The following is an 18,659-nucleotide window of genomic DNA, read 5'->3' on the forward strand; positions in this document are numbered from 1 at the left end:
GGGCAAGCACAAGCCGAACGACGTGATCGCGAAAGCGCTCGACGGCATCGACGCACCGCGATGCAGGTACACGAAGCGCAATGGCGAACAGTGCAAGAACGCACCGATCAAGGGCGGCACTGTCTGCAAGAAGCACGGGGGCGCTGCGGCTCACATTCAGCGCAAGGCACAGGAGCGACTACAGGCGATGGTCATGCCCGCCCTCGTTGAGCTCAACAAGATCCTCGAAGCTCCGAGCACGTCTGACGGCGACAAACTCCGCGCTGTCTCGATGGTTCTCGACCGAACCGGGTTCGGCAAGGGCGTAACCATCGAGCACAAGCAGGACAAGCCATGGGAGGTCACCATGCAGGCGATCATCATGCCCATGGCAGAGGAATACACGACCGGCACCGAAGACGTTGAGGACGCGGAAGTGGTCGAGGAATCCCTACCGCCAGTCCGCGACATGTCGAAGCTCGAACGCTTCGACGGCCCGCGAATCGTGCCCGATTCAGCGACTGGTCGCGGTCGCGTCCGTGGTTCTGCGAATCCGCTTCGATGATCACGCCTGTAGGGGAGCGTGGCTGGCGCTTACGGTCGGTGGGAGAAGGCCAGGCTTGGGGAACGTACAGGCAGATCGTGTTCGCGGTCGCGCCCGAGTGTACCGGGTCGCCACATGGCATGCGAGATTGCCGATGCCGGGCATTCAAGCGTCGAGCGCAGGCCGTCGCATACATCAGGCAACACGACGACAGCGTTTCCTAGAATCGCCGTCGATCGATTCGACCAGGTAGACGAGAAAGTCGCTCAGATTGACGCTCAGCAACGCTCAGCCAGTGATCCACTGCTCCGGGTCAGAGTTGATCGACGGCTAGGTCTGGTGTAACAAAACGGTTCGATAACGGGCTGATCAGACATCAAAATCTGTATCGATCCGTATTACAATTGTTGTATCGCACCAATCGCGAATGCGCCGATCTGATCTCTGCTTCCAAGCCTGTGAAGCAACTCAGCTAGTCGGGCGAGGCTCGGACCTCCGGTTAGTAGACACGGACAGAACCTCTGGTCGATCACACCGTTAGGTGGTGATCCCAGATGGGTCTCCCTTTCCGTCGTCAGCCACTTGGCAACCACATCGGCGCTCGTGAATTCACCCACAAGCAGGTTGCTCGCGCACTCGGCTGCTCCGTCCCGCGAGTCAACGTGCTCATCAGTGGTCGGAGCTATCCGACTGCGCATGAGATCGACGCTCTCGAAGGTCTCATTGGGCTGCCTGTTCAGACCATGTTCGAGCCCGCGTTGCTGAAGTATTTCAACGTCAACGGCAGCCGGTTCTCGCGCTCTGGTCGCGACGCGCGAACGGTCGAACAGTGAGTTCCCCGGCTGAGCAGGCAACTCCTGCTCCGATCCCGGACGAATACGTTGACTGGTTCGTCGCGTTCCTTCGTGGGGGTGAGTCCGATGCCACTCACGCATGAGAAAAGGGCCGCCCCGACCAAGGCGACCCTTCTCCCCACCGCAGCTAGAAAGAACCGATTGAAGAACACGATTCCAGTCAACAGTGATATTACCAGGAAGCGCAGGTCAGAGCGATTTTCTGTCACGCTCAATGGGTGGTCTCTGTTCTCACTGGTGGCCGCAAACGTTGCTGTCGTTCTTTCGGCACTCTCGGTGATCGTGGGTGGCCAAGGTGGCTAGGACATTGGACGAACTGAGGCAGTTCACGGATCGCGGCTGGAAGATCTTTCCCGTCGTGCCGAACGCGAAGAACCCGTGGACATCCAACGGGTACAAGGCGGGGACGACCGACCAATCGACGATCAAGCGTTGGCTGGAAGAGAAGCCCGACGCCAATTGGGGTGTCGCAACAGGGGAGACCTCCGACCTGCTCGTGGTTGACCTCGATACGAACGGCAACGGAGAACAGACCTTGCGCGAGTGGTTCGCGCAGCGCTCTATGCCGTGGCCGAACACCTACACCGTGCGAACTCCGAGCGGTGGGATGCATCTGTACTTCCATCATGTCGACGGGTTGCGGAGCGCTGCGAAGCTCATGCCCGGCGTCGACGTGAGAACGACTGGCGGGCTTGTTGTTCTCCCTGGTTCGATAATCGACGGGCGAACTTACGTCGCTCTGAGCGACGCTGAGCGACTCGCCCATGTGCCTGCCCTTCTTGCAGACGCACTCAGATCACGCGCCCAGAGCGACTCAATCTGGGAGACACCCTCGGATTGGACTGCGGGTGTCTCTGATGGCCGGCGCGACGACTACCTGTTCCGACTCGCGTGTGATCTGCGGCGACGACTCAAGGACGATAGGGCGTTGGTGACTCAGATCGTTCTGCAGGCCGCGGCTAACTGCGATCCGCCATTCCCAGAGCCGGACGCGCTGAGGAAGGTTCAGTCGGCTTTCGAGCAAGACCACTCGGACGGGTTCGAGCTGTCTCGCGCGCCATTCCAGGCAGAACAGGAAGGAGAGGTGCCGCGCTTGAATCTGCGGAGTGCTGGTGAAGTTCGTACGGTCGAACCACCGGCGTACATGATCGACGGCGTGCTGCCGGTAGGCGCGTTGTTCCAGGTCTTCGGCCAGACGGGTTCCTACAAGTCGTTCGTGATGCTGGACATGCTCGGCTGCGTTGCAAACGACATCCCGTGGATGGGTCACCGGATCAACGAGCCAGGGCCAGTCGCGTTCATTCTGGGAGAAGGTGGATACGACGCTGGGGTGCGCCTCGATGCCTGGCTCAAGGCGCACCCTGGCGCATCCGACGAGCACATGGTCTACAGCATCGAGGAACAGCTAGACCTAATGCGGGGGAGCGTCGTAGACGCGATCATCGAAGACCTCGAGGCGTATCGGGCTGACCGGTTCCCCGGCAAAGGCTGGCGACTCATCGTGTTCGATACGCAGGCCGACCACATGCCCTCAGGCGACGAAGATCGTTCGAAGGACTTCACCGTGCTGAAGCGTGCTATCCAGCGCATCGCGCACGAGACCGGGGCAGCGGTTGGTCTCGTCCACCACACCGGATGGGACGACTCCCGCGAGCGTGGTTCGTCGCGCCAGCGCCAGGCGCTCGATGTCGTCATGCAGGTGAAGAGCCAGCGCATCACCAACGTCAAGCAAAAGGGCGCCGCGCTCTTCGATCCCATCGACTTCGCGACGGAGGGATTTGGAGACTCGATTGTCGTTCAGCGCGTTAGTCCCATCGTTGCGGCGTCGGACACTCTCGATGCGGATATCGAGCAGGGCAGGAGGGTGCTTACGTACCTCCACGACCACCCCGGAGCATCGCAGAACGCCGTGCAGAGCGACCTCAAACTCGGCCGCACCGGAACGTGGCCAAGGTTGCGCGACCTCCTCGACAAGCTCGGCTACCTCGATGTCACGAAGACCGGCGACGGAAGAGTGCGGGAGGTTCGACCCTCAGTCCGTGGGCTCGCGTTCTACGGAATCGGCGACGTCTGATGCCAGCACTCGCGCTGGTATAGGTACGGAGCTACTGGTACCGGCTGGTACCGAGAACTGACGAAAACGGGCGATATTCACGTGTTTTGGGCCCGATCGGTACCGAGAACGCCGATATTCCCAGTACCAGCAGTACTCGATCAGTACTCAGCCGGTACTGCGCTGGTACTCAGTAGTACTCGCGGTACCGGCTGCTGGTACTAGCCCCTATCTATATAGGGGCTAGTACATGCCAGCCGTTCTGATACCGCAACGGAAGGCTCTGAAGCGTACGAATAGGACAGCTAAGAGCGGTAAAGGCCTAGAGCGTCATTCTCAGGGACCGAATTGGGATCATCGGGAAAGGTTTGACTGAATGATCCATCCCTAGAGCAAGTCCCAAACCTCTACCTACCGCGACTCTGGAGCACCCATCGGCAGCGAATCCACCTGCCGGGAACGCCAGTAACCCGCCGTCAGCGTTGCTGAGCGTCAATCTAACGGGATTACTTCAAGGGTTGGTATTGATCGACCTTGGAGCAACTGTGGGCGACGCTGTTGATGCTCTACGTCGATGTCATAAGGCGCTATCGGGAGGGCATTTATCGAGATCGCTCGAACCTGACATGGGCACTGCTTCCTGGTTGAATTGTTGTAACAGGAATTGCATTTCGCAATTCCTGTACGACGTTAACGAAGGAATGAACATGTACAACCAGAACCCTGAGTTCACTGCCCTGCTCAAGCAAATGTCGGAACTCATCTACGTGCCACTCGATGCGCGTGAGCAGTTCGACGCCATGCTCCGCGAGAACTTCACTGGGCAGGTGAACGACTGATGCCACACGAGACTCGCGAGTCTGCTCGACAGCTCATCAAGTCCTTGAAGAAGTACCAGCTCAACGAGTTGGCGATTCTCCTTGCCGCGATCCACGAAGAAGACTCAGGGCAGGGAGCCGGTCAGATCGTTTACGAAGAGCTACGCGCTGCCGGTCGCACTGCCGAGGCTGAGGGCTTCATGGTCGTCCACATGAACATGATCGAGATCCACTGATGTCGCTCGGCCTGTACTGGACGCGCTACGACCAGACCCTTGCCCGTATCCGTGCCGAGCGACCGACAACCTTTGCCGGGGTCAAGCTCGTACTCGATACCTTCGAGCAGAAGAGTAGCGGAGACGCCTTCTTCCCTGGCGGCGCTGACGACACGCTTGCCGACGCGATCATGGACGCGGGTTGGAGCGTTGACTTCGAAGAGGGGGACTACCTCTGGACGGGCGTGCACCCGACCAGCGGAGCGGTCATCCACTACGTCGAGGGCGACCTCTACTGCCTGATGGAAGGCAGGGTCGCACCGTGAGCGATCAGACTTCTTCGACCACAGCGAAGACGCGAATCCCTGGAATCAACTTGCCAGCGAAATTGACGGTGGCTTCCTTGATGTCCATGGTTACGATACGAACCGGTGGCAGGGCGTTCATCTGTTCCTCAAGGGCTTCCAACGCCTTCTCGACGTTGCCGCGGTCGACGTGGAGGATGTGCTGTTTCGCGATCAGAGGCATAGCTGAAGGTATCGCGCGATGAACGTGATCGGCTATCTCCGAGTCTCGACGGATCGGCAGGACTACGGCGTTGACGCCCAACGAGAGGTGATCGAGCGCGAGGCCGAGCGTCGCGGCTGGACGGTGCACTACATCGTTGACCACGGCAAGAGTGCTCGCTCGCTCCGACGCGACGGCGTTCAACAGGCTCTAAGCCTCCTTGCCTCGGGGGAGTACGACACTCTCGTGATCGCGAAGCTCGATCGGCTGTCTCGCTCGGTCGTGGACTTCGGCAACATTCTGCGGACGGCGACGAAGCAGGGCTGGAGTCTGATCGCCCTCGACCTTGGCATCGATATGACCACGGCGACCGGTCAACTCGTCGCCGGGATTCTCATGCAGGTAGCCGAGTGGGAGGCGAAGATCATCGGTGAACGCACCAAGGCCGCTCTTGCCGTCGCTAAGAAGGAGCGCGGCATCGTTCCCGGTCCAGCCTCCGCGGTCCCTGCCGAGGTCGCGAACCAGATCGTTGCCATGCGCGCCGAAGGGCTGACCCTCCAAGCGATCGCGGACGACCTCAATTCGGCCGGCATCGCGTCGCCCAGGGGAGGGCGGTGGTATCCGACGACCGTGAGACGTGCGGCCTAGGGCTGGACCTCATCTTCCGGGTCTTCCTCGACTTCGTATTCCTTCCAGAACTGTTCGGCGAAACCAATACCGGTCAGAGGCGCGTCGGATATCAGGGCGTCCGGGTCGTTCAGAAGAAGGTCTTGATCGGGGTCGAGGTAGTCCGTGTCGTGCGCCATGCCATGACCGACGCCCCAGAGAAAGAACTGGACACCGAATGAGGAGAAGTCGATTCGGAGCACATCATCGTAGGGTGTCTCCAGAACGCTCTTCTTCTGCGGCATCCCTCGCAGCCTAGGAAACGAGAATTCCTTCGCGCGCTGTTCGGTGAAGAATTCTCGATCTCCATAGGCGTAATCCTTGATGAGGTCTTCCTGTGCCAACCCCTGCATCGCGTCAGCGAAACGCTGGAAGTCGGTGCCGTCCGCGTCGAGGCCTATCGCGGGTAGAAACTCCCTCATAGGCAACAACACCTCCCTCGACTCGAAGTGAAACAACCGCTGACGCTCCTCAGTCGCCTTGACAATCTGACGCAGATTTGCGTAGAAGACGTAGTGGATCCGGAGTTGGAGAGCCGAGAGCCGAGAGACAAGGCTTGACCAGGGGAGCGCGTCGTCCGTTCCACCATCAGGCTCACGAGAGCTCGCGAGAACTCCACTCAAGTAGTCCGTCACTATCTCGTCGTTCGCATACTGTGCAGCCTCAAAAACAGCGTTCGCCACTCGGGGTTGGGCCCAGCCCGGGTCTGCCTTGCCTTCGGCGTGTTTCTCAGTCTTGCTCAGCAGACGGGCCATGTTCTTTTGACGGAGCCGCTCAGCCCAGTCTTGGCCTAGCACGTCGGCGGATGGCCCGAGGAGGCGTGAGAGTAATCCTCCAGTCTCCTTAGCGACGGAGTCCGCAGCCTTCACGCCCACTTCGCCAGCTTTCGCAACCGCCCCCAGGATGATCGGATCCATATCCCCTCCGTCGCTCATGATGGGATCATAGCGATCGCGATCCCCAGGCGTCGCCCGCGGATGTCACGCCCCTCGCGGAGCGAAGAGACGGTGTCGGACACTACCGGCATAATCAGATCATGGCCTCCACAACCTGTCCGTTCTGCAAGCGTTACTCGCACATGACTGTCAAGTGGGCAGAGCTGAAGGATCACGGACCAACCTCGATCGGCGTCCACTTCTACACCGCTCAGGGCATCGCGAAGTGCGATCACTGCGGTCGAGCCAGCGCTGGCTTCACGACAAAGCCGAATCAGAACGCGCAGCATGCCGTTGACTACCTGAGCCATGCCCCAGACGACTCGATCACCTGGTACCCCTCCGTGGGGCACGCTCCCGAGTTTCCAGATGTTCCTGAGCACATTGCGCGTGCAGCTCAGGAGGCGCATTCGAGCCGGAGCATCAATGCTCTTATGGCGGCGATCCTGATGGCTCGCACTGTCGTTGAGGCGACTGCGAAGGAGAAGAGCATCACAACGGGCAACTTGCTCTCGAAGATCGACGAGCTCGCGAGTCAGAACATCATCAGGAACGACACGAAGGAAGCCGCCCACGAGATACGGCACCTGGGCAACGATATGGCCCACGGCGACATCTCGGACCTGCCGGACGCCGACGACGTTGCAGACGTGCTGGCACTTATGGACGAAGTACTGAACGAGGTGTTTCAGGGCCCGGCGAAGACTGCACGGCTGCGCGCTCGGCGTTCCAATCCCAGTGCGTGACCGTAAGCGATTCACAACCGAAAGAGATACATGCCGAAACCTCTGCCCGAGCATGAAGAGAGACGCATCCGGCAATACGTCGAAGGCCAGAGTCGAAACCGCGAGGATCCCGATGACCCAGAGACCAAGGTGACGCTAGTCCAAAAGGTCGCGAGTTACCGCCTCCTCGGCACGGACTACGACGTCTACGACGTCCACATGCCTAGTGAGCGCTGGTGGGTGATCACTGAGCCGACCAACCTCTACGATCAGTCGGCGTTCCCAGAGTACGACACCGCCTTTTCCTTCCATGTCGGACTCATGATGCGTCTGTGGGAGCGAGAGAGCGAAGAAATCGAGGAAGAGAAGGCGGAACAGATAGGTGCTGCCTGGCGGCGTGTCCAGGCGGCACGCGAAGCGCTGGATTCTGCGCGCGAGGCCGAGGACTACCAGGGCATCGGAATCAAATGTCGCGAGGCGCTAATCGCGTTTGCTCGCGAACACAGCGAAGCTGAGTGGCTCGCCCTGCCAGAGACACCGCCAAAGGCAGCGGACTTCAAGGGATGGGCGTCGCTCCACGCTCAAGCTCTCGCGACTGGGCGGATGCGACGGTACTTGAGCGAGATAGCCGACAAGACTTGGGACGTTGCCGTGAGTCTCCAACACGACGCAAACGCAACGGTCTGGGATGCTGAAATGCTGATCGCGGCCACCGCCCACCTTCTTGACGTGTTCTCGACGGCGATGGTCAAGATCAAGCGTAAGCCTCCGAGGCGGTGCCCGAAGTGTGGTTCTTACAAGCTTGGCTCAGACGGGGATATCGCGGAGGTAGATGGTTTCCTGGGATGGCAGGAGCGCGACGCCTGCGGCGCATGCAACTATCGCGGCGAATACACCTTCAAGGCGTGGGAACCCGACCCAGAGTTGGAGTCCTAGGCTCTCAGCGTCGAGGAGACAACGACTTAGCTTTCTGTCGACAATCAACATGTCGCAAACCCCGGGCCGGAGTGAGACTAAGGCGGCGTAGGCTCTAATCCTCTTCCCACCGCCAGACGATCCGGATTCGCTCGGCCGTCGCCGTCTTGACGATCTCGTGCTTAGCATCGAGGTACTGCTGTTCTGTCTCGTTCTTGAGGCGTCGGCGCGTTCGGCGCATGCCTTCTGGGTAGGGGCCAACTTCGATGCGTTTAATGAAGCCCTTGAGCGCGGCGCGACGGCGACCGGGAGTCCATGACCGCCAGTCGATTCCCTTCTCAGGGTCGAAGTCTGCGAGCGAGATAGGCAGTCGGAGCAGTGAGTCGTACTCCTTCCCGAGTGCATCGAGCAGACCGTCAATGCGTTGAACCTCTGCGACGGAGTCGCGCGCACCCATGATTCCGAGCACGTATGCCTTCTGTGCGCGCTCCTTCTGCGCTCGAAGGTCTCTGCGCTCCTGCTCAAGGGCGTCAAGTCGATCATCGGTCTCGGGGTCTTGCTCGGACATGCGCTGGATGAACCGGGGCGTTGCCTTCAGCTTCTCCGTCAGCTTTTCCCAGACGACCTCTTCCAGAACGTCATGAACGACAGACACGCGCCCGGTGTCCTCCAAGCGTTCGATGCCGCCGCGGGTTCGTGGGACGCGAGGGTGCTTGTCCGACGGCCCGTGGACTCTCGCCAGGCAGGCAATGGTGGGGGTCTTCGCGCCGTTCTCAATCCGTACGTGCGTGATGAGCGGTTTGAGGCACGCGCCGCAGACCGTCAGACCTCCACCCATGGCGTACTTCCCGCCCTTGACGCCGGGAGAGTGGACTACCTTGCGGGTGGGGTCCGCGAGAAGCGCATGCATCCGGTCGAATGTGCGTTGGTCGATAATCGGATTCCACCCGACAACACCCGGCATCGTTTCTCCGAGCATCGAGCGATTGAGCATGATCGATCTGAGGTTGGCCTGTCGCCAGTGGTTGCCTTTCCGGGTCCGGAAGCCCTGGTTATTCCAGTCCGTCACGATGCTATGCATGGACTCGCGGTCGTCCAGCATGCGACGGGCTACCTCGTGGATGCGAGCGACTTCGGCAGGGTCGGGGACGAGTCTCCCTGCCTCGGCCTGGTAGCCGTACGGCGGCGTACCGCCGTGCCACTGGCCGTTCTCGCGACGGCTCTGCTTGTTGCGCTTCTGGCGGGCGCTCGCGCGCTCGGTTTCACCTTTCGCGACGGCGGCCTTGATGCGGGCGTACATGCGCCCTCCATCGGTGCCGAGGTCGGCTTCTCCGTTTGCCGTGACGATCCGTAGTCCGCGATCCTCGGCGGCATCGATCCAGTCTTCGAGCTGGCGCGGCTGGCGAGTGAGACGGTCGAGGTCCCAGCACACGAGCGAGTCGAATCGACCCATCTGAAAGTCGGCAACGAGCCGGTCGTACTCCGGGCGCTTGACGAGCTTGTCAGCCGCGGTGAGGTTGCGATCCACGTACTCGGCAACGATCGTCCAGCCGCGTTCGTGAGCGAGCTTGCGCGAATCTTCGAGTTGCGTATCGATACCAACCTTCGTGCCGTCGCGGTCAACGGACAAGCGCGCGTAGATTGCGACTGAGGTTCCCATGCTCGTTCCTTCTGTGTTGTCTCCTATTCAATTGTATTTCTGATTGATCGACGAAGCGGCCGAGTTCTCCCGGGTCGCCCTGGATGCACTCCGACAGCCGTTGGAGTCCGGGGCGATCGAGGTCCACCGGGCGGGGTTCACCGCACGGTTCCCCGCCCGGTTCCAGCTGCTCCTCGCGATGAACCCGTGTCCGTGCGGAAACTACGGGGTGCGCGGCGCCGAGTGCATCTGCCCGCCCATGGCCATCCGGCGCTACGCCACCCGCCTCTCCGGCCCCCTCCGTGACCGCATCGACATCGATCTGCAGGTGACCAGAGTGGCGGCTTCGCGAGCGACGGGCCGTTCCGCGGGGGTCACGACGACGGCCGCGGCCAGGGCGCGCGTCGCGGCGGCCAGGAAGAGGGCGGCCGCGCGCTGGCAGAGCACGCCGTGGCGACGAAATGCGGATGTGCCCGGCACCTGGCTGCGACAGGGGGCGCTCCGCCTTCCCGCCGGCGCCAGAGCTCCGCTGGATCGGGCGCTCGAGCGCGGGGCGCTCACGCTGCGGGGTTACGACCGTGTGCTCCGGGTGGCGTGGACCATGGCCGATCTGGCCGACCGGGAGCAGCCGGGCGTGGATGAGATCGGGCGGGCACTGCACCTGCGCAGCGGGGTGCCGCGATGATGGACCGCCTTGTCGCTGACCGCGACACCCTCGTCGCTGTCCGCGGCGTCCGCCCGGGTGGTGATGACGCGGCGGAGAGCATCGCGCGCGCCGCGTGGTCGGTGCTCGCCGAACCGGGGGATACGGTGGCCGGAGCGCTGATCGAAGCTCTCGGGGCCGTCGAGGCCCTGACTCTGGCTCTCGGGACGTCAGTCCCTCGGACCGGTGCGGCGGTCGGGAGCGAGCTCGCGGCGCGTGCGCTCTCCGAGGCCCGTGCTCGGTGGCGTCCTCGTGCGAGGCCGGGTGACGTGCGCGACGCGCTCTGCCGTGCGCGCGACGCCGATGCTCGTCTGATCCTCCCCGGAGACGAGTGCTGGCCGACTGCCGTCGACGATCTCGGCCCAGGACGCCCGAGTGCGCTCTGGGTGCGGGGCGACCCGGAGCTGCTGGTCCGCACGCCGCGCGTCGCGATCGTCGGCGCTCGGGCGGCGACCGGATACGGCGAGCATGTCGCAGCGGAGCTCGCGGGCGATCTGGCGGCCACGGGTGCCGTCATCGTCTCCGGCGGCGCCTATGGGATCGACGGGGCCGCCCACCGAGCCGCCCTCGGCGTCGAGGGGGCGACGGTCGCCTTCCTGGCCGGCGGGGTCGACCGGGCGTACCCGGCCGGGCATCAGCGGCTCCTGCAGCGGATCGCGGACGAGGGTGCCCTGGTGAGCGAGCCGCCGTGCGGGACGGCTCCCACGAAGTGGCGTTTCCTCGCCCGGAACCGGCTCATCGCGGCGCTCGGGCATGCCACCGTCGTGGTCGAGGCAGGCTGGCGCAGCGGCTCGCTCAACACGGCGGGACATGCGGCGACGCTCGGGCGCCCGCTGGGCGCGGTTCCGGGACCGGTGACCTCGGCGACCTCGGCGGGGTGCCATCGCCTGTTGCGCGAGTACGACGCGCAGTGCGTCACCTCCTCGGCCGAGGTCAGAGAGCTCTGGGGGCAGAGCGTCGCGGCACCGGAGGACGGCGCGCACGATCCGGATCGCGTGCGTCTGCTCGACGCGCTGAGCACGAGGTCCCGGCGGACGGTGGACGACCTCGCGCGCAGGTCGGGGTTGGCGACGGACCGGGTCCTGTCCCTGCTCGGGCTGCTCGGTCTCGAGCAAGTCGTCGACGTCGACGAGGCGGGGTGGCGTCGTGTCCCGACGCCTGCTCCGCGCTGAGATCCTCGCATCCCGACGGCGAGGCGACGGCGGACCAACGGAGGTGGCGGGCAAGCTGGACGCATGGATCTCTCGGCAGCGATCGAGGCGTTCACCGATCACCTCGAACGCGTGCGTCGGCTGTCGCCGGCGACCGTGAAGGCGTACCGCTCGGACCTGCGCGACCTCGCCTCCTCGAGCGGCGCGGCTTCTCTCGAGGCCGTGGACCTGGACGCACTCCGGGACTGGCTGTGGCAGGCCACGCAGCGAGGGGATGCGCGCTCCACCCTGGCGAGACGCTCCGCGGCGGCACGGTCCTTCTTCCGCTGGGCACAGGAGCAGGGGTTCATCGCCCACGACCCGAGTCTGCGGCTCATCGCCCCCAAGAAGGGACGCCCGCTGCCCACCGTCGCATCACGCGACGCGATGTCCGGCCTGCTCGACGCGCACAGGGCAGCAGCGGAAGCGGGGGATCCGCTGGCGCTCCGCGACCACGCGATCCTCGAGCTGCTCTACGGCTCCGGCATCCGGGTGTCCGAACTCTGCGGGCTGGACGTCGACGATCTGGATCTCGACCGCGGCACGGCGCGCGCGCTCGGCAAAGGGTCGAAGGAGCGCGTCGTGCCGTACGGCACGCCGGCTCGGGACGCGCTCGACGCCTACCTCCGCCGGGGTCGCCCTGCCCTCGTGGCGCGGGCGCGGACGTTCACTCCGGCGGTGATCCTCGGCAGCCGCGGCGGCCGGATCGGGCCGCGCACGGTCTACGACCTGGTCGCACGGGTACTCGCGCCGATCGTCGGCGCCGAGACCATCGGCCCGCACGCGCTGCGCCATACCGCGGCGACGCACCTCCTCGACGGGGGTGCGGACCTCCGCGCCGTGCAGGAGATCCTGGGCCACGCCAGTCTCGGCACCACCCAGATCTACACCCATGTCTCGACCGAGCGGCTGACAGCCACCTATCGGCTGGCCCACCCCCGCGCGTGAGCCCGTCGGGGGTGGGACTCAGAAGGACTCGCAGCAGGGGAGCAGAACGGCGCGGGGAACGTCGTCGAAGAGCAGCATCGGGTTGATGTACGCCCCGTCCCTGCGCACGCCGACGTGGAGCGCGCCCGGGGACGTATGCCCGCCGACGTCGACGCGGCCGATCTCCTGACCGGCCGCCACCGACTGCCCGGGCTGCAGCGTCGAGCTCAGCGGCTCGAAGGTCGACACCAATCCGTCGTCGTGAGCGATGGTCAGCAGCGCTCGGTCGACGACCGTTCCCCGGAAGGCCACCACCCCCGGCGCCGGCGCGACGACCACGGCGCCGATCGCGGCCCCGAGATCGACGCCACGGTGGCCGGCGCCGTAGCGATGCGCCGGTGCCCGATAGGGGTTCACGACCGTGTGGACGCCCGCCACAGGCCAGCGCCAGCGCGGCCACCGGTCCTCCGGGACACTCGCGGTCACCGCGGGGGCACCCGCGGTCGCCGGGGGGATGGTGGGGCCGCTCGACACGGTCAGGAGGATCAACGCCGACGCGGCACCGGAGATCGAACGGAGAAGCCTGCGCATCCTCGGAGTCTCGCGCGCCCGCCCGGCGCCGAGACGCCGAGCCGGGTAGCCTCGCGACCGTTCGGGACAACACGTCGTCACCGATCGCGGTGCAGGGTGAGTGCGGACGCACATCCTGTATGCTTGGGGAGCACCTCGAACTCGGGGTGACTACGCGTGCCCACAGCGATTCATCTCGCGGCATCCACACCCACAGGTCCCTCTCGCACGAGGGCGGGTGTGCGCCGGGCACCAGGGAGTCCGATCATCCGATCGGCTTGACAACCTCAACGGCGCAGAATCGCGCCAGAACCAGGAGACGACCATGGCTGTGGTCACCATCCGCCAGCTGCTCGACAGCGGCGTGCACTTCGGACACCAGACCCGTCGGTGGAACCCGAAGGTCAAGCGCTTCATCCTCACCGAGCGCAGCGGCATCCACATCATCGACCTGCAGCAGTCGCTGGGCTACATCGACAAGGCCTACGACTTCGTCAAGGAGACCGTCGCCCACGGCGGCACGATCCTCTTCGTCGGCACGAAGAAGCAGGCTCAGGAGATCCTCGCCGAGCAGGCGACCCGCGTGGGTCAGCCGTTCGTCAACCAGCGCTGGCTCGGTGGACTCCTCACCAACTTCTCCACGATCTCCAAGCGTCTCGCACGCATGAAGGAGCTCGAGGAGCTCGACTACGAGACCCCGGCCAACAGCGGCTTCACGAAGAAGGAGCTCCTGCTCAAGAAGCGCGAGCTCGACAAGCTGCACAAGTCGCTCGGTGGTATCCGCAACCTCACGAAGACGCCGTCCGCCCTCTGGGTCGTCGACGCCAAGCGCGAGCACCTCGCGATCGACGAGGCCAAGAAGCTCGGCATCCCGGTCATCGGCATCCTCGACACGAACGCCGACCCGGACGACTTCCAGTACCCGATCCCCGGCAACGACGACGCGATCCGCTCCGTCTCGCTGCTGACCCGCATCATCGCGGACGCCGCCGCCGAGGGCCTGCAGCAGAAGCACAACCCCGAGTCGGGCGACGCAGAGCCGCTGGCCGAGTGGGAGAAGGAGCTTCTCGAGACCCCCGTCCAGGAGTCCGCTGACGCTGCCGAGGTCGTGACCGCCGACGACGAGGCCGCTGTCGTCGAGACGCCCGCCGCCGACGCCGCCGCTGCCGACGAGGCCGGTGCTGAGGCACACGACGAGGCGATCGCCGCCGCTTCCGGTGAGGAGACCGCAGAGGTCGCCGCCGCCGAGGCAGCAGACGCCAAGTAATCCCTCGTACACACACCTAACGAAGCAAGGAGCCACCACACATGGCCAACTTCACCATCGCCGACCTCAAGGCGCTGCGTGAGCAGCTCGGCACGGGAATGGTCGACACCAAGAAGGCGCTCGAGGAGGCTGACGGCGACGTCCAGAAGGCCACCGAGATCCTGCGCCTGAAGGGTGCCAAGGGCAACGCGAAGCGCGCCGACCGTTCCACCAGCGAGGGACTGATCGTCGCTCGCGAGCAGGACGGCGCCGTGACGCTCATCGAGCTCGCCTGCGAGACCGACTTCGTCGCGAAGAACGAGCGCTTCATCGCGCTGGCCGACAAGGTCGCGGACGCTGCGGCGGCCGTCAAGGCCGATTCGGTCGAGGCTGCCCTCGCCGCCTCCGCCGGCGACAAGAGCGTCGAGCAGGTCATCTCGGAAGAGGCCGCGATCATCGGCGAGAAGGTCGAGCTGCGCCGCGTGCGCACGATCACCGGCGACAAGGTCGAGGTCTACCTGCACCGCACCAGCAAGGACCTGCCGCCGCAGATCGGCGTCGTCGTCGCCTACTCGGGTGACGACGCGGAGACCGCGCGCAGCATCGCCCAGCACATCTCGTTCGCGAACCCGTCGTACCTGTCCCGCGAGGACGTTCCGACGGACGCCGTCGAGAAGGAGCGCGAGATCGTCACCGAGATCTCCCGCAACGAGGGCAAGCCGGAGGCGGCTCTGCCCAAGATCGTCGAGGGTCGCGTGTCCGCGTTCATCAAGCAGGTCGCCCTGCTCGAGCAGGACTACGCGAAGGACAACAAGCTCTCTGTCGCCCAGGTGGCGAAGGACGCCGGTATCACCGTGACGGACTTCGCGCGCTTCAAGGTCGGCGCGTAGCAACGTCGAAGGGGTTCGGATCGCCACGATCCGAACCCCTTCTTCATGCCCACGAGGCATTATCTTGAATCGGGACGAGAGGACACACCCACCCATGACTGAACGAACCGGACGCCGTCGCGTCCTTCTCAAGCTCTCCGGCGAGGCCTTCGGAGCCGGGCAGCTGGGTGTCAGCCCCGATGTGGTCTCCCAGATCGCGCGCGACATCGCCGCGGCCGTCGACCGGGTCGAGGTCGCGATCGTGGTCGGCGGTGGCAACTTCTTCCGCGGAGCCGAGCTCAGCCAGCGCGGGATGGACCGGGGACGCGCAGACTACATGGGCATGCTCGGCACGGTCATGAACGCGCTCGCGCTGCAGGACTTCCTGGAGCAGGCGGGAGCGGCGACCCGCGTGCAGTCCGCCATCTCGATGACCCAGGTCGCAGAGCCGTACATCCCGCGCCGGGCGGAGCGTCACCTCGAGAAGGGGCGCGTGGTCATCTTCGGCGCTGGAGCCGGCCTGCCCTACTTCTCCACGGACACCGTCGCGGCGCAGCGTGCGCTCGAGATCGGCGCGCAGGAGGTCCTGGTCGCGAAGAACGGCGTCGATGCGATCTACACGGCCGACCCGAACAAGCACGCGGACGCAGAGCGCATCGAGCGCGTCACCTACCGCGATGCGCTGCAGCGCGGACTGAAGGTCGTCGACTCGACCGCGTTCAGTCTCTGCATGGACAACAGCATGGACATGCGCGTCTTCGGCATGGAGCCCGCGGGCAACGTGACGCGTGCATTGCTCGGCGAACCGATCGGCACCCTCGTCACCGCCTGAGCGTCCGACTCGGCGGAGACGCCTCCGCCCGATAGAATTTGCAGAACACCCCGACGATAGGAGTCACCGTGATCGCGGACGTCCTCGCTGAAACCACCACTCGCATGAACCGGGCGGTCGAAGCTGCCAAGGAGGACTTCTCCACGGTGCGCACCGGTCGCGCGAACCCCCAGATGTTCCAGAAGGTGCTCGTCGACTACTACGGCACCCCCACCCCGATCGCCCAGCTCGCCTCCCTGGCGAACCAGGAGGCGCGGACGCTCATCATCACGCCGTACGACAAGTCGGCGCTGAAGGCGATCGAGCAGGCCATCCGCGACATGCCCAACCTCGGGGCGAACCCCACGAACGACGGCAACCTCGTGCGCGTCACGATGCCGGAGCTGACGGCCGAGCGCCGCAAGGAGTACGTCAAGCTCGTCAAGTCCAAGGGCGAGGACGCGAAGGTCCACGTCCGTGGAATCCGTCGCAAGGCGAAGGACGACCTCGACGCTCTCAAGAGCGAGGTCGGCGAGGATGAGATCGCGCGCGGGGAGAAGGAGCTCGACGCTCTCACCCGCCAGCACGTCGACCTCATCGACGACGCGCTGAAGCGCAAAGAGGCCGAACTCCTCGAGGTGTAGTCGGGATGTCTGACGAATCGCGAGACGCTGATGAGGGAACGCCGTTGACGCGTCGCGACGCGCGAGACGGCGTGCCCTCCGACGGCGTCCCGCTCGCGGACACGGCGTTCCCGACCTTCGACACCGACGCGATCCCGCCCCGTCCTCCGCTTCCGACGCCTGTCGTCGCGGCAGGGACCGCGGCCTCCGGATCGGATCCGCTCGACACGGCGGATCACAATGCGATCCGGGAGCAGTGGCGAGCCGCGCGCGACGAGTTCGGCACCCACGTCTCCCACGCCCGAGATCAGCTCGATCAGGCGAACGAGCGGATCAAGCAGCGGACGGGTCGCGATCTGATCCTCGCGACCTTGATCGGCCTCGCCTTCGGTGCGGCCCTGCTGGGTTCGCTGCTGTTCGTGAAGGCCCTGTTCGTCCCGTTCGCGCTGGCGGCGGCGCTGCTGGGCGTGTATGAGCTGTCCCGTGCGCTGCGCGCGTCCGGCCGACGGGTGGACGTGGTGCCGCAGCTCATCGCGGCCGCGTTCCTGGTCCTCTCCGCGTACTTCGCCGAGCCGTGGCTGAGCTGGGTGATGCTCTTCGTCGCCGTCGCGTTCGTGATCGTGTGGCGCCTGATGGCGCAGATGGTCGCGAAGGACGGCCGCACGTACGGAGACGTCCTCGCGGACGCCGTGATCAGCGGATTCGTGCAGATCTACGTCCCGTTCCTGGCCGGCGTGGCCCTCATCCTGCTGGAACAGGAGGGCGGTCAGTGGTGGGTGCTCAGCTTCATCGCCATCGCCGTCGCCGCGGACACCGGAGCCTATGCCGCAGGGCTGGCTTTCGGCCGTCACCCGATGGCTCCCAAGATCTCTCCGAAGAAGACCTGGGAGGGCTTCGGCGGGGCCGTTCTCGCGTCGCTCGCGGCCGGCGTGCTGCTGGCGATCTTCCTCCTCGACCTGCCGTGGTGGGCCGGGGTCATCTTCGGCGCCTCGATCCTGCTCTCCGCCACGCTCGGCGATCTCGGCGAGTCCATGCTCAAGCGTGACCTCGGCATCAAGGACATGAGCTCGTGGCTGCCCGGTCACGGAGGCCTGCTCGACCGGCTGGACAGCATCCTCCCGTCCACGGTGCCCGCTCTCTGCCTTTACTTCCTCCTCTCTCCCTGGGTGGTGCTGTGATGAATGACGACCAGCTCGTTGACCGGCCGACGTCGTCGCCACCGGCGTTCGCGGTGACCTCCGGTCGTGAGCGCGGCTACCACCGTGCCGCGGTCGACACCTTCCTCGCCTCGGCGAGGAAGGCCTTCGAGACCGGCAGCGACGATCTCGGCGCGGACGACGTGCGGATCGCATCCTTCCCCCTCGTCAAGAACGGCTACGTCGTCGCCGACGTCGATGCCGCGCTGGGACGGGTGGAGGACGCGTTCGCCGCGCGTGAGCGCGAGCGCGCGGTGCGCTCGGAGGGCGCGGGAGCCTGGGTCGAGCGCGCCCGATCGGATGCGCAGGTGATCCTCGATCACCTCGCCCGTCCGCGGCGTCGGCGTTTCGCGCGGACCGGCATCCTCACCTTCGGGTACCGCATCGACGAGGTCGATCACGTCTCCTCCCGCATCGTCCGCTATCTCCGGGACGGTGATCCACTGACGGCGGAGCAGCTGCGCTCTGCGGCTTTCCGGATGCAGCGCGGCGGGTATCGCGAGGAGCAGGTCGATGCCCTCCTCGACGCCACGATCGATGTGATTCTCGCCGTCCGCTAAGTTCCTGATGGTCGATCCAGGCACTGTTGCGTAGACTGTCCCTCATCGTGAACTCCCGAAACGACATGAATCCCGAACGAAGCGACCTCTCGCCGGTGCCCGCGGCAAGGAGAT

Annotated in this window: 22 protein-coding genes; 18 read left to right on the forward strand and 4 right to left on the reverse strand. The window is 64.8% G+C overall.

Translation table 11 applies throughout. The annotated features are described in order from the left end of the window. Positions 1 to 22 precede the first annotated feature (22 nt). The 6 genes from F6A08_RS10745 to F6A08_RS10760 all read left to right on the forward strand — a co-directional run bounded on the left by F6A08_RS10745 (position 23) and on the right by F6A08_RS10760 (position 4,789). On the forward strand, positions 23 to 544 hold the full coding sequence (locus F6A08_RS10745; protein ID WP_151459429.1) for a hypothetical protein: 522 nt from the start codon (positions 23 to 25) through the stop codon (positions 542 to 544). A gap of 533 nt (positions 545 to 1,077) precedes the next feature. Next, the gene (locus F6A08_RS10750; RefSeq protein WP_151459430.1) at positions 1,078 to 1,356 is read left to right on the forward strand and encodes a helix-turn-helix domain-containing protein; all 279 of its coding nucleotides are present in this window, start codon (positions 1,078 to 1,080) and stop codon (positions 1,354 to 1,356) included. 307 nt (positions 1,357 to 1,663) lie between these two features. Further along, positions 1,664 to 3,451 carry a bifunctional DNA primase/polymerase gene (locus F6A08_RS10755; protein ID WP_151459431.1) on the forward strand — a complete coding sequence of 596 codons (1,788 nt, stop codon included), beginning with the start codon at positions 1,664 to 1,666 and terminating at the stop codon, positions 3,449 to 3,451. A gap of 686 nt (positions 3,452 to 4,137) precedes the next feature. Next, positions 4,138 to 4,269, forward strand: coding sequence for a hypothetical protein (locus tag F6A08_RS17855; RefSeq protein WP_263971439.1), 132 nt, complete (start codon positions 4,138 to 4,140; stop codon positions 4,267 to 4,269). Between the two features lie 44 nt (positions 4,270 to 4,313). Next, on the forward strand, positions 4,314 to 4,484 hold the full coding sequence (locus F6A08_RS17675) for a hypothetical protein (RefSeq protein ID WP_192576750.1): 171 nt from the start codon (positions 4,314 to 4,316) through the stop codon (positions 4,482 to 4,484). Further along, positions 4,484 to 4,789: a hypothetical protein gene (locus F6A08_RS10760; RefSeq protein WP_151459432.1), complete on the forward strand. Its 306-nt coding sequence runs from the start codon at positions 4,484 to 4,486 to the stop codon at positions 4,787 to 4,789. Before F6A08_RS17675 ends, F6A08_RS10760 begins: the two co-directional genes overlap by 1 nt. A gap of 4 nt (positions 4,790 to 4,793) precedes the next feature. Here F6A08_RS10760 and F6A08_RS10765 read toward each other — a convergent pair whose 3' ends face one another. Beyond that, the gene (locus F6A08_RS10765) at positions 4,794 to 4,991 is read right to left on the reverse strand and encodes a hypothetical protein (protein ID WP_151459433.1); all 198 of its coding nucleotides are present in this window, start codon (positions 4,989 to 4,991) and stop codon (positions 4,794 to 4,796) included. Positions 4,992 to 5,009: 18 nt separating this feature from the next. Here F6A08_RS10765 and F6A08_RS10770 point away from each other — a divergent pair, with 18 nt between their 5' ends. Beyond that, positions 5,010 to 5,618: a recombinase family protein gene (locus F6A08_RS10770; RefSeq protein ID WP_151459434.1), complete on the forward strand. Its 609-nt coding sequence runs from the start codon at positions 5,010 to 5,012 to the stop codon at positions 5,616 to 5,618. Here the strand turns inward: F6A08_RS10770 and F6A08_RS10775 are convergent. Continuing rightward, positions 5,615 to 6,571, reverse strand: a complete 957-nt coding sequence (locus F6A08_RS10775) for a hypothetical protein (protein ID WP_151459435.1) — start codon at positions 6,569 to 6,571, stop codon at positions 5,615 to 5,617. The two genes, F6A08_RS10770 and F6A08_RS10775, sit on opposite strands and share 4 nt — an antisense overlap. A 101-nt stretch (positions 6,572 to 6,672) precedes the next feature. On the opposite strand from F6A08_RS10775, the gene F6A08_RS10780 reads away from it, so the two are divergent. Both F6A08_RS10780 and F6A08_RS10785 read left to right on the forward strand, forming a co-directional pair. After that, the gene (locus F6A08_RS10780) at positions 6,673 to 7,317 is read left to right on the forward strand and encodes a DUF4145 domain-containing protein (protein ID WP_151459436.1); all 645 of its coding nucleotides are present in this window, start codon (positions 6,673 to 6,675) and stop codon (positions 7,315 to 7,317) included. 30 nt (positions 7,318 to 7,347) lie between these two features. Then, positions 7,348 to 8,232, forward strand: a complete 885-nt coding sequence (locus tag F6A08_RS10785; RefSeq protein ID WP_151459437.1) for a hypothetical protein — start codon at positions 7,348 to 7,350, stop codon at positions 8,230 to 8,232. Positions 8,233 to 8,326: 94 nt separating this feature from the next. On the opposite strand, the gene F6A08_RS10790 is transcribed toward F6A08_RS10785, so the two are convergent. Continuing rightward, positions 8,327 to 9,871: a recombinase family protein gene (locus F6A08_RS10790; RefSeq protein WP_151459438.1), complete on the reverse strand. Its 1,545-nt coding sequence runs from the start codon at positions 9,869 to 9,871 to the stop codon at positions 8,327 to 8,329. 43 nt (positions 9,872 to 9,914) lie between these two features. Between F6A08_RS10790 and F6A08_RS10795 the strand changes: the two genes are divergently transcribed. From F6A08_RS10795 to F6A08_RS10805, 3 genes are all read left to right on the forward strand, one after another. Then, the gene (locus F6A08_RS10795; protein ID WP_225855810.1) at positions 9,915 to 10,535 is read left to right on the forward strand and encodes an ATP-binding protein; all 621 of its coding nucleotides are present in this window, start codon (positions 9,915 to 9,917) and stop codon (positions 10,533 to 10,535) included. Beyond that, the gene (gene dprA, locus F6A08_RS10800) at positions 10,532 to 11,725 is read left to right on the forward strand and encodes a DNA-processing protein DprA (protein ID WP_151459439.1); all 1,194 of its coding nucleotides are present in this window, start codon (positions 10,532 to 10,534) and stop codon (positions 11,723 to 11,725) included. The genes F6A08_RS10795 and dprA overlap by 4 nt, the downstream gene beginning before the upstream one ends. 63 nt (positions 11,726 to 11,788) lie before the next feature. Next, a complete protein-coding gene (locus F6A08_RS10805) occupies positions 11,789 to 12,691 on the forward strand; it encodes a tyrosine recombinase XerC (protein WP_151459440.1) in 903 nt (300 codons plus the stop codon). 18 nt (positions 12,692 to 12,709) lie between these two features. On the opposite strand, the gene F6A08_RS10810 is transcribed toward F6A08_RS10805, so the two are convergent. Further along, positions 12,710 to 13,261: a peptidoglycan DD-metalloendopeptidase family protein gene (locus F6A08_RS10810; protein ID WP_151459441.1), complete on the reverse strand. Its 552-nt coding sequence runs from the start codon at positions 13,259 to 13,261 to the stop codon at positions 12,710 to 12,712. A 304-nt stretch (positions 13,262 to 13,565) separates the two neighbouring features. Between F6A08_RS10810 and rpsB the strand changes: the two genes are divergently transcribed. From rpsB to F6A08_RS10840, 6 genes are all read left to right on the forward strand, one after another. Beyond that, positions 13,566 to 14,507 (forward strand): 30S ribosomal protein S2, encoded by a 942-nt coding sequence (rpsB, locus tag F6A08_RS10815; RefSeq protein WP_151459442.1) that lies wholly within the window; start codon positions 13,566 to 13,568, stop codon positions 14,505 to 14,507. Between the two features lie 41 nt (positions 14,508 to 14,548). Then, on the forward strand, positions 14,549 to 15,376 hold the full coding sequence (gene tsf / locus F6A08_RS10820) for a translation elongation factor Ts (RefSeq protein ID WP_017202016.1): 828 nt from the start codon (positions 14,549 to 14,551) through the stop codon (positions 15,374 to 15,376). A gap of 94 nt (positions 15,377 to 15,470) precedes the next feature. Then, a complete protein-coding gene (pyrH, locus tag F6A08_RS10825; RefSeq protein ID WP_017202017.1) occupies positions 15,471 to 16,187 on the forward strand; it encodes a UMP kinase in 717 nt (238 codons plus the stop codon). Positions 16,188 to 16,255: 68 nt separating this feature from the next. Continuing rightward, the gene (gene frr, locus F6A08_RS10830; protein WP_017202018.1) at positions 16,256 to 16,810 is read left to right on the forward strand and encodes a ribosome recycling factor; all 555 of its coding nucleotides are present in this window, start codon (positions 16,256 to 16,258) and stop codon (positions 16,808 to 16,810) included. A gap of 5 nt (positions 16,811 to 16,815) precedes the next feature. Next, on the forward strand, positions 16,816 to 17,967 hold the full coding sequence (locus F6A08_RS10835) for a phosphatidate cytidylyltransferase (RefSeq protein WP_026049700.1): 1,152 nt from the start codon (positions 16,816 to 16,818) through the stop codon (positions 17,965 to 17,967). After that, positions 17,967 to 18,545: a DivIVA domain-containing protein gene (locus F6A08_RS10840; protein ID WP_017202020.1), complete on the forward strand. Its 579-nt coding sequence runs from the start codon at positions 17,967 to 17,969 to the stop codon at positions 18,543 to 18,545. The genes F6A08_RS10835 and F6A08_RS10840 overlap by 1 nt, the downstream gene beginning before the upstream one ends. Positions 18,546 to 18,659 lie beyond the last annotated feature (114 nt).

The sequence above is a fragment of the Microbacterium algeriense genome, from assembly GCF_008868005.1.
In the GTDB taxonomy this organism is placed as follows: domain Bacteria; phylum Actinomycetota; class Actinomycetes; order Actinomycetales; family Microbacteriaceae; genus Microbacterium; species Microbacterium algeriense.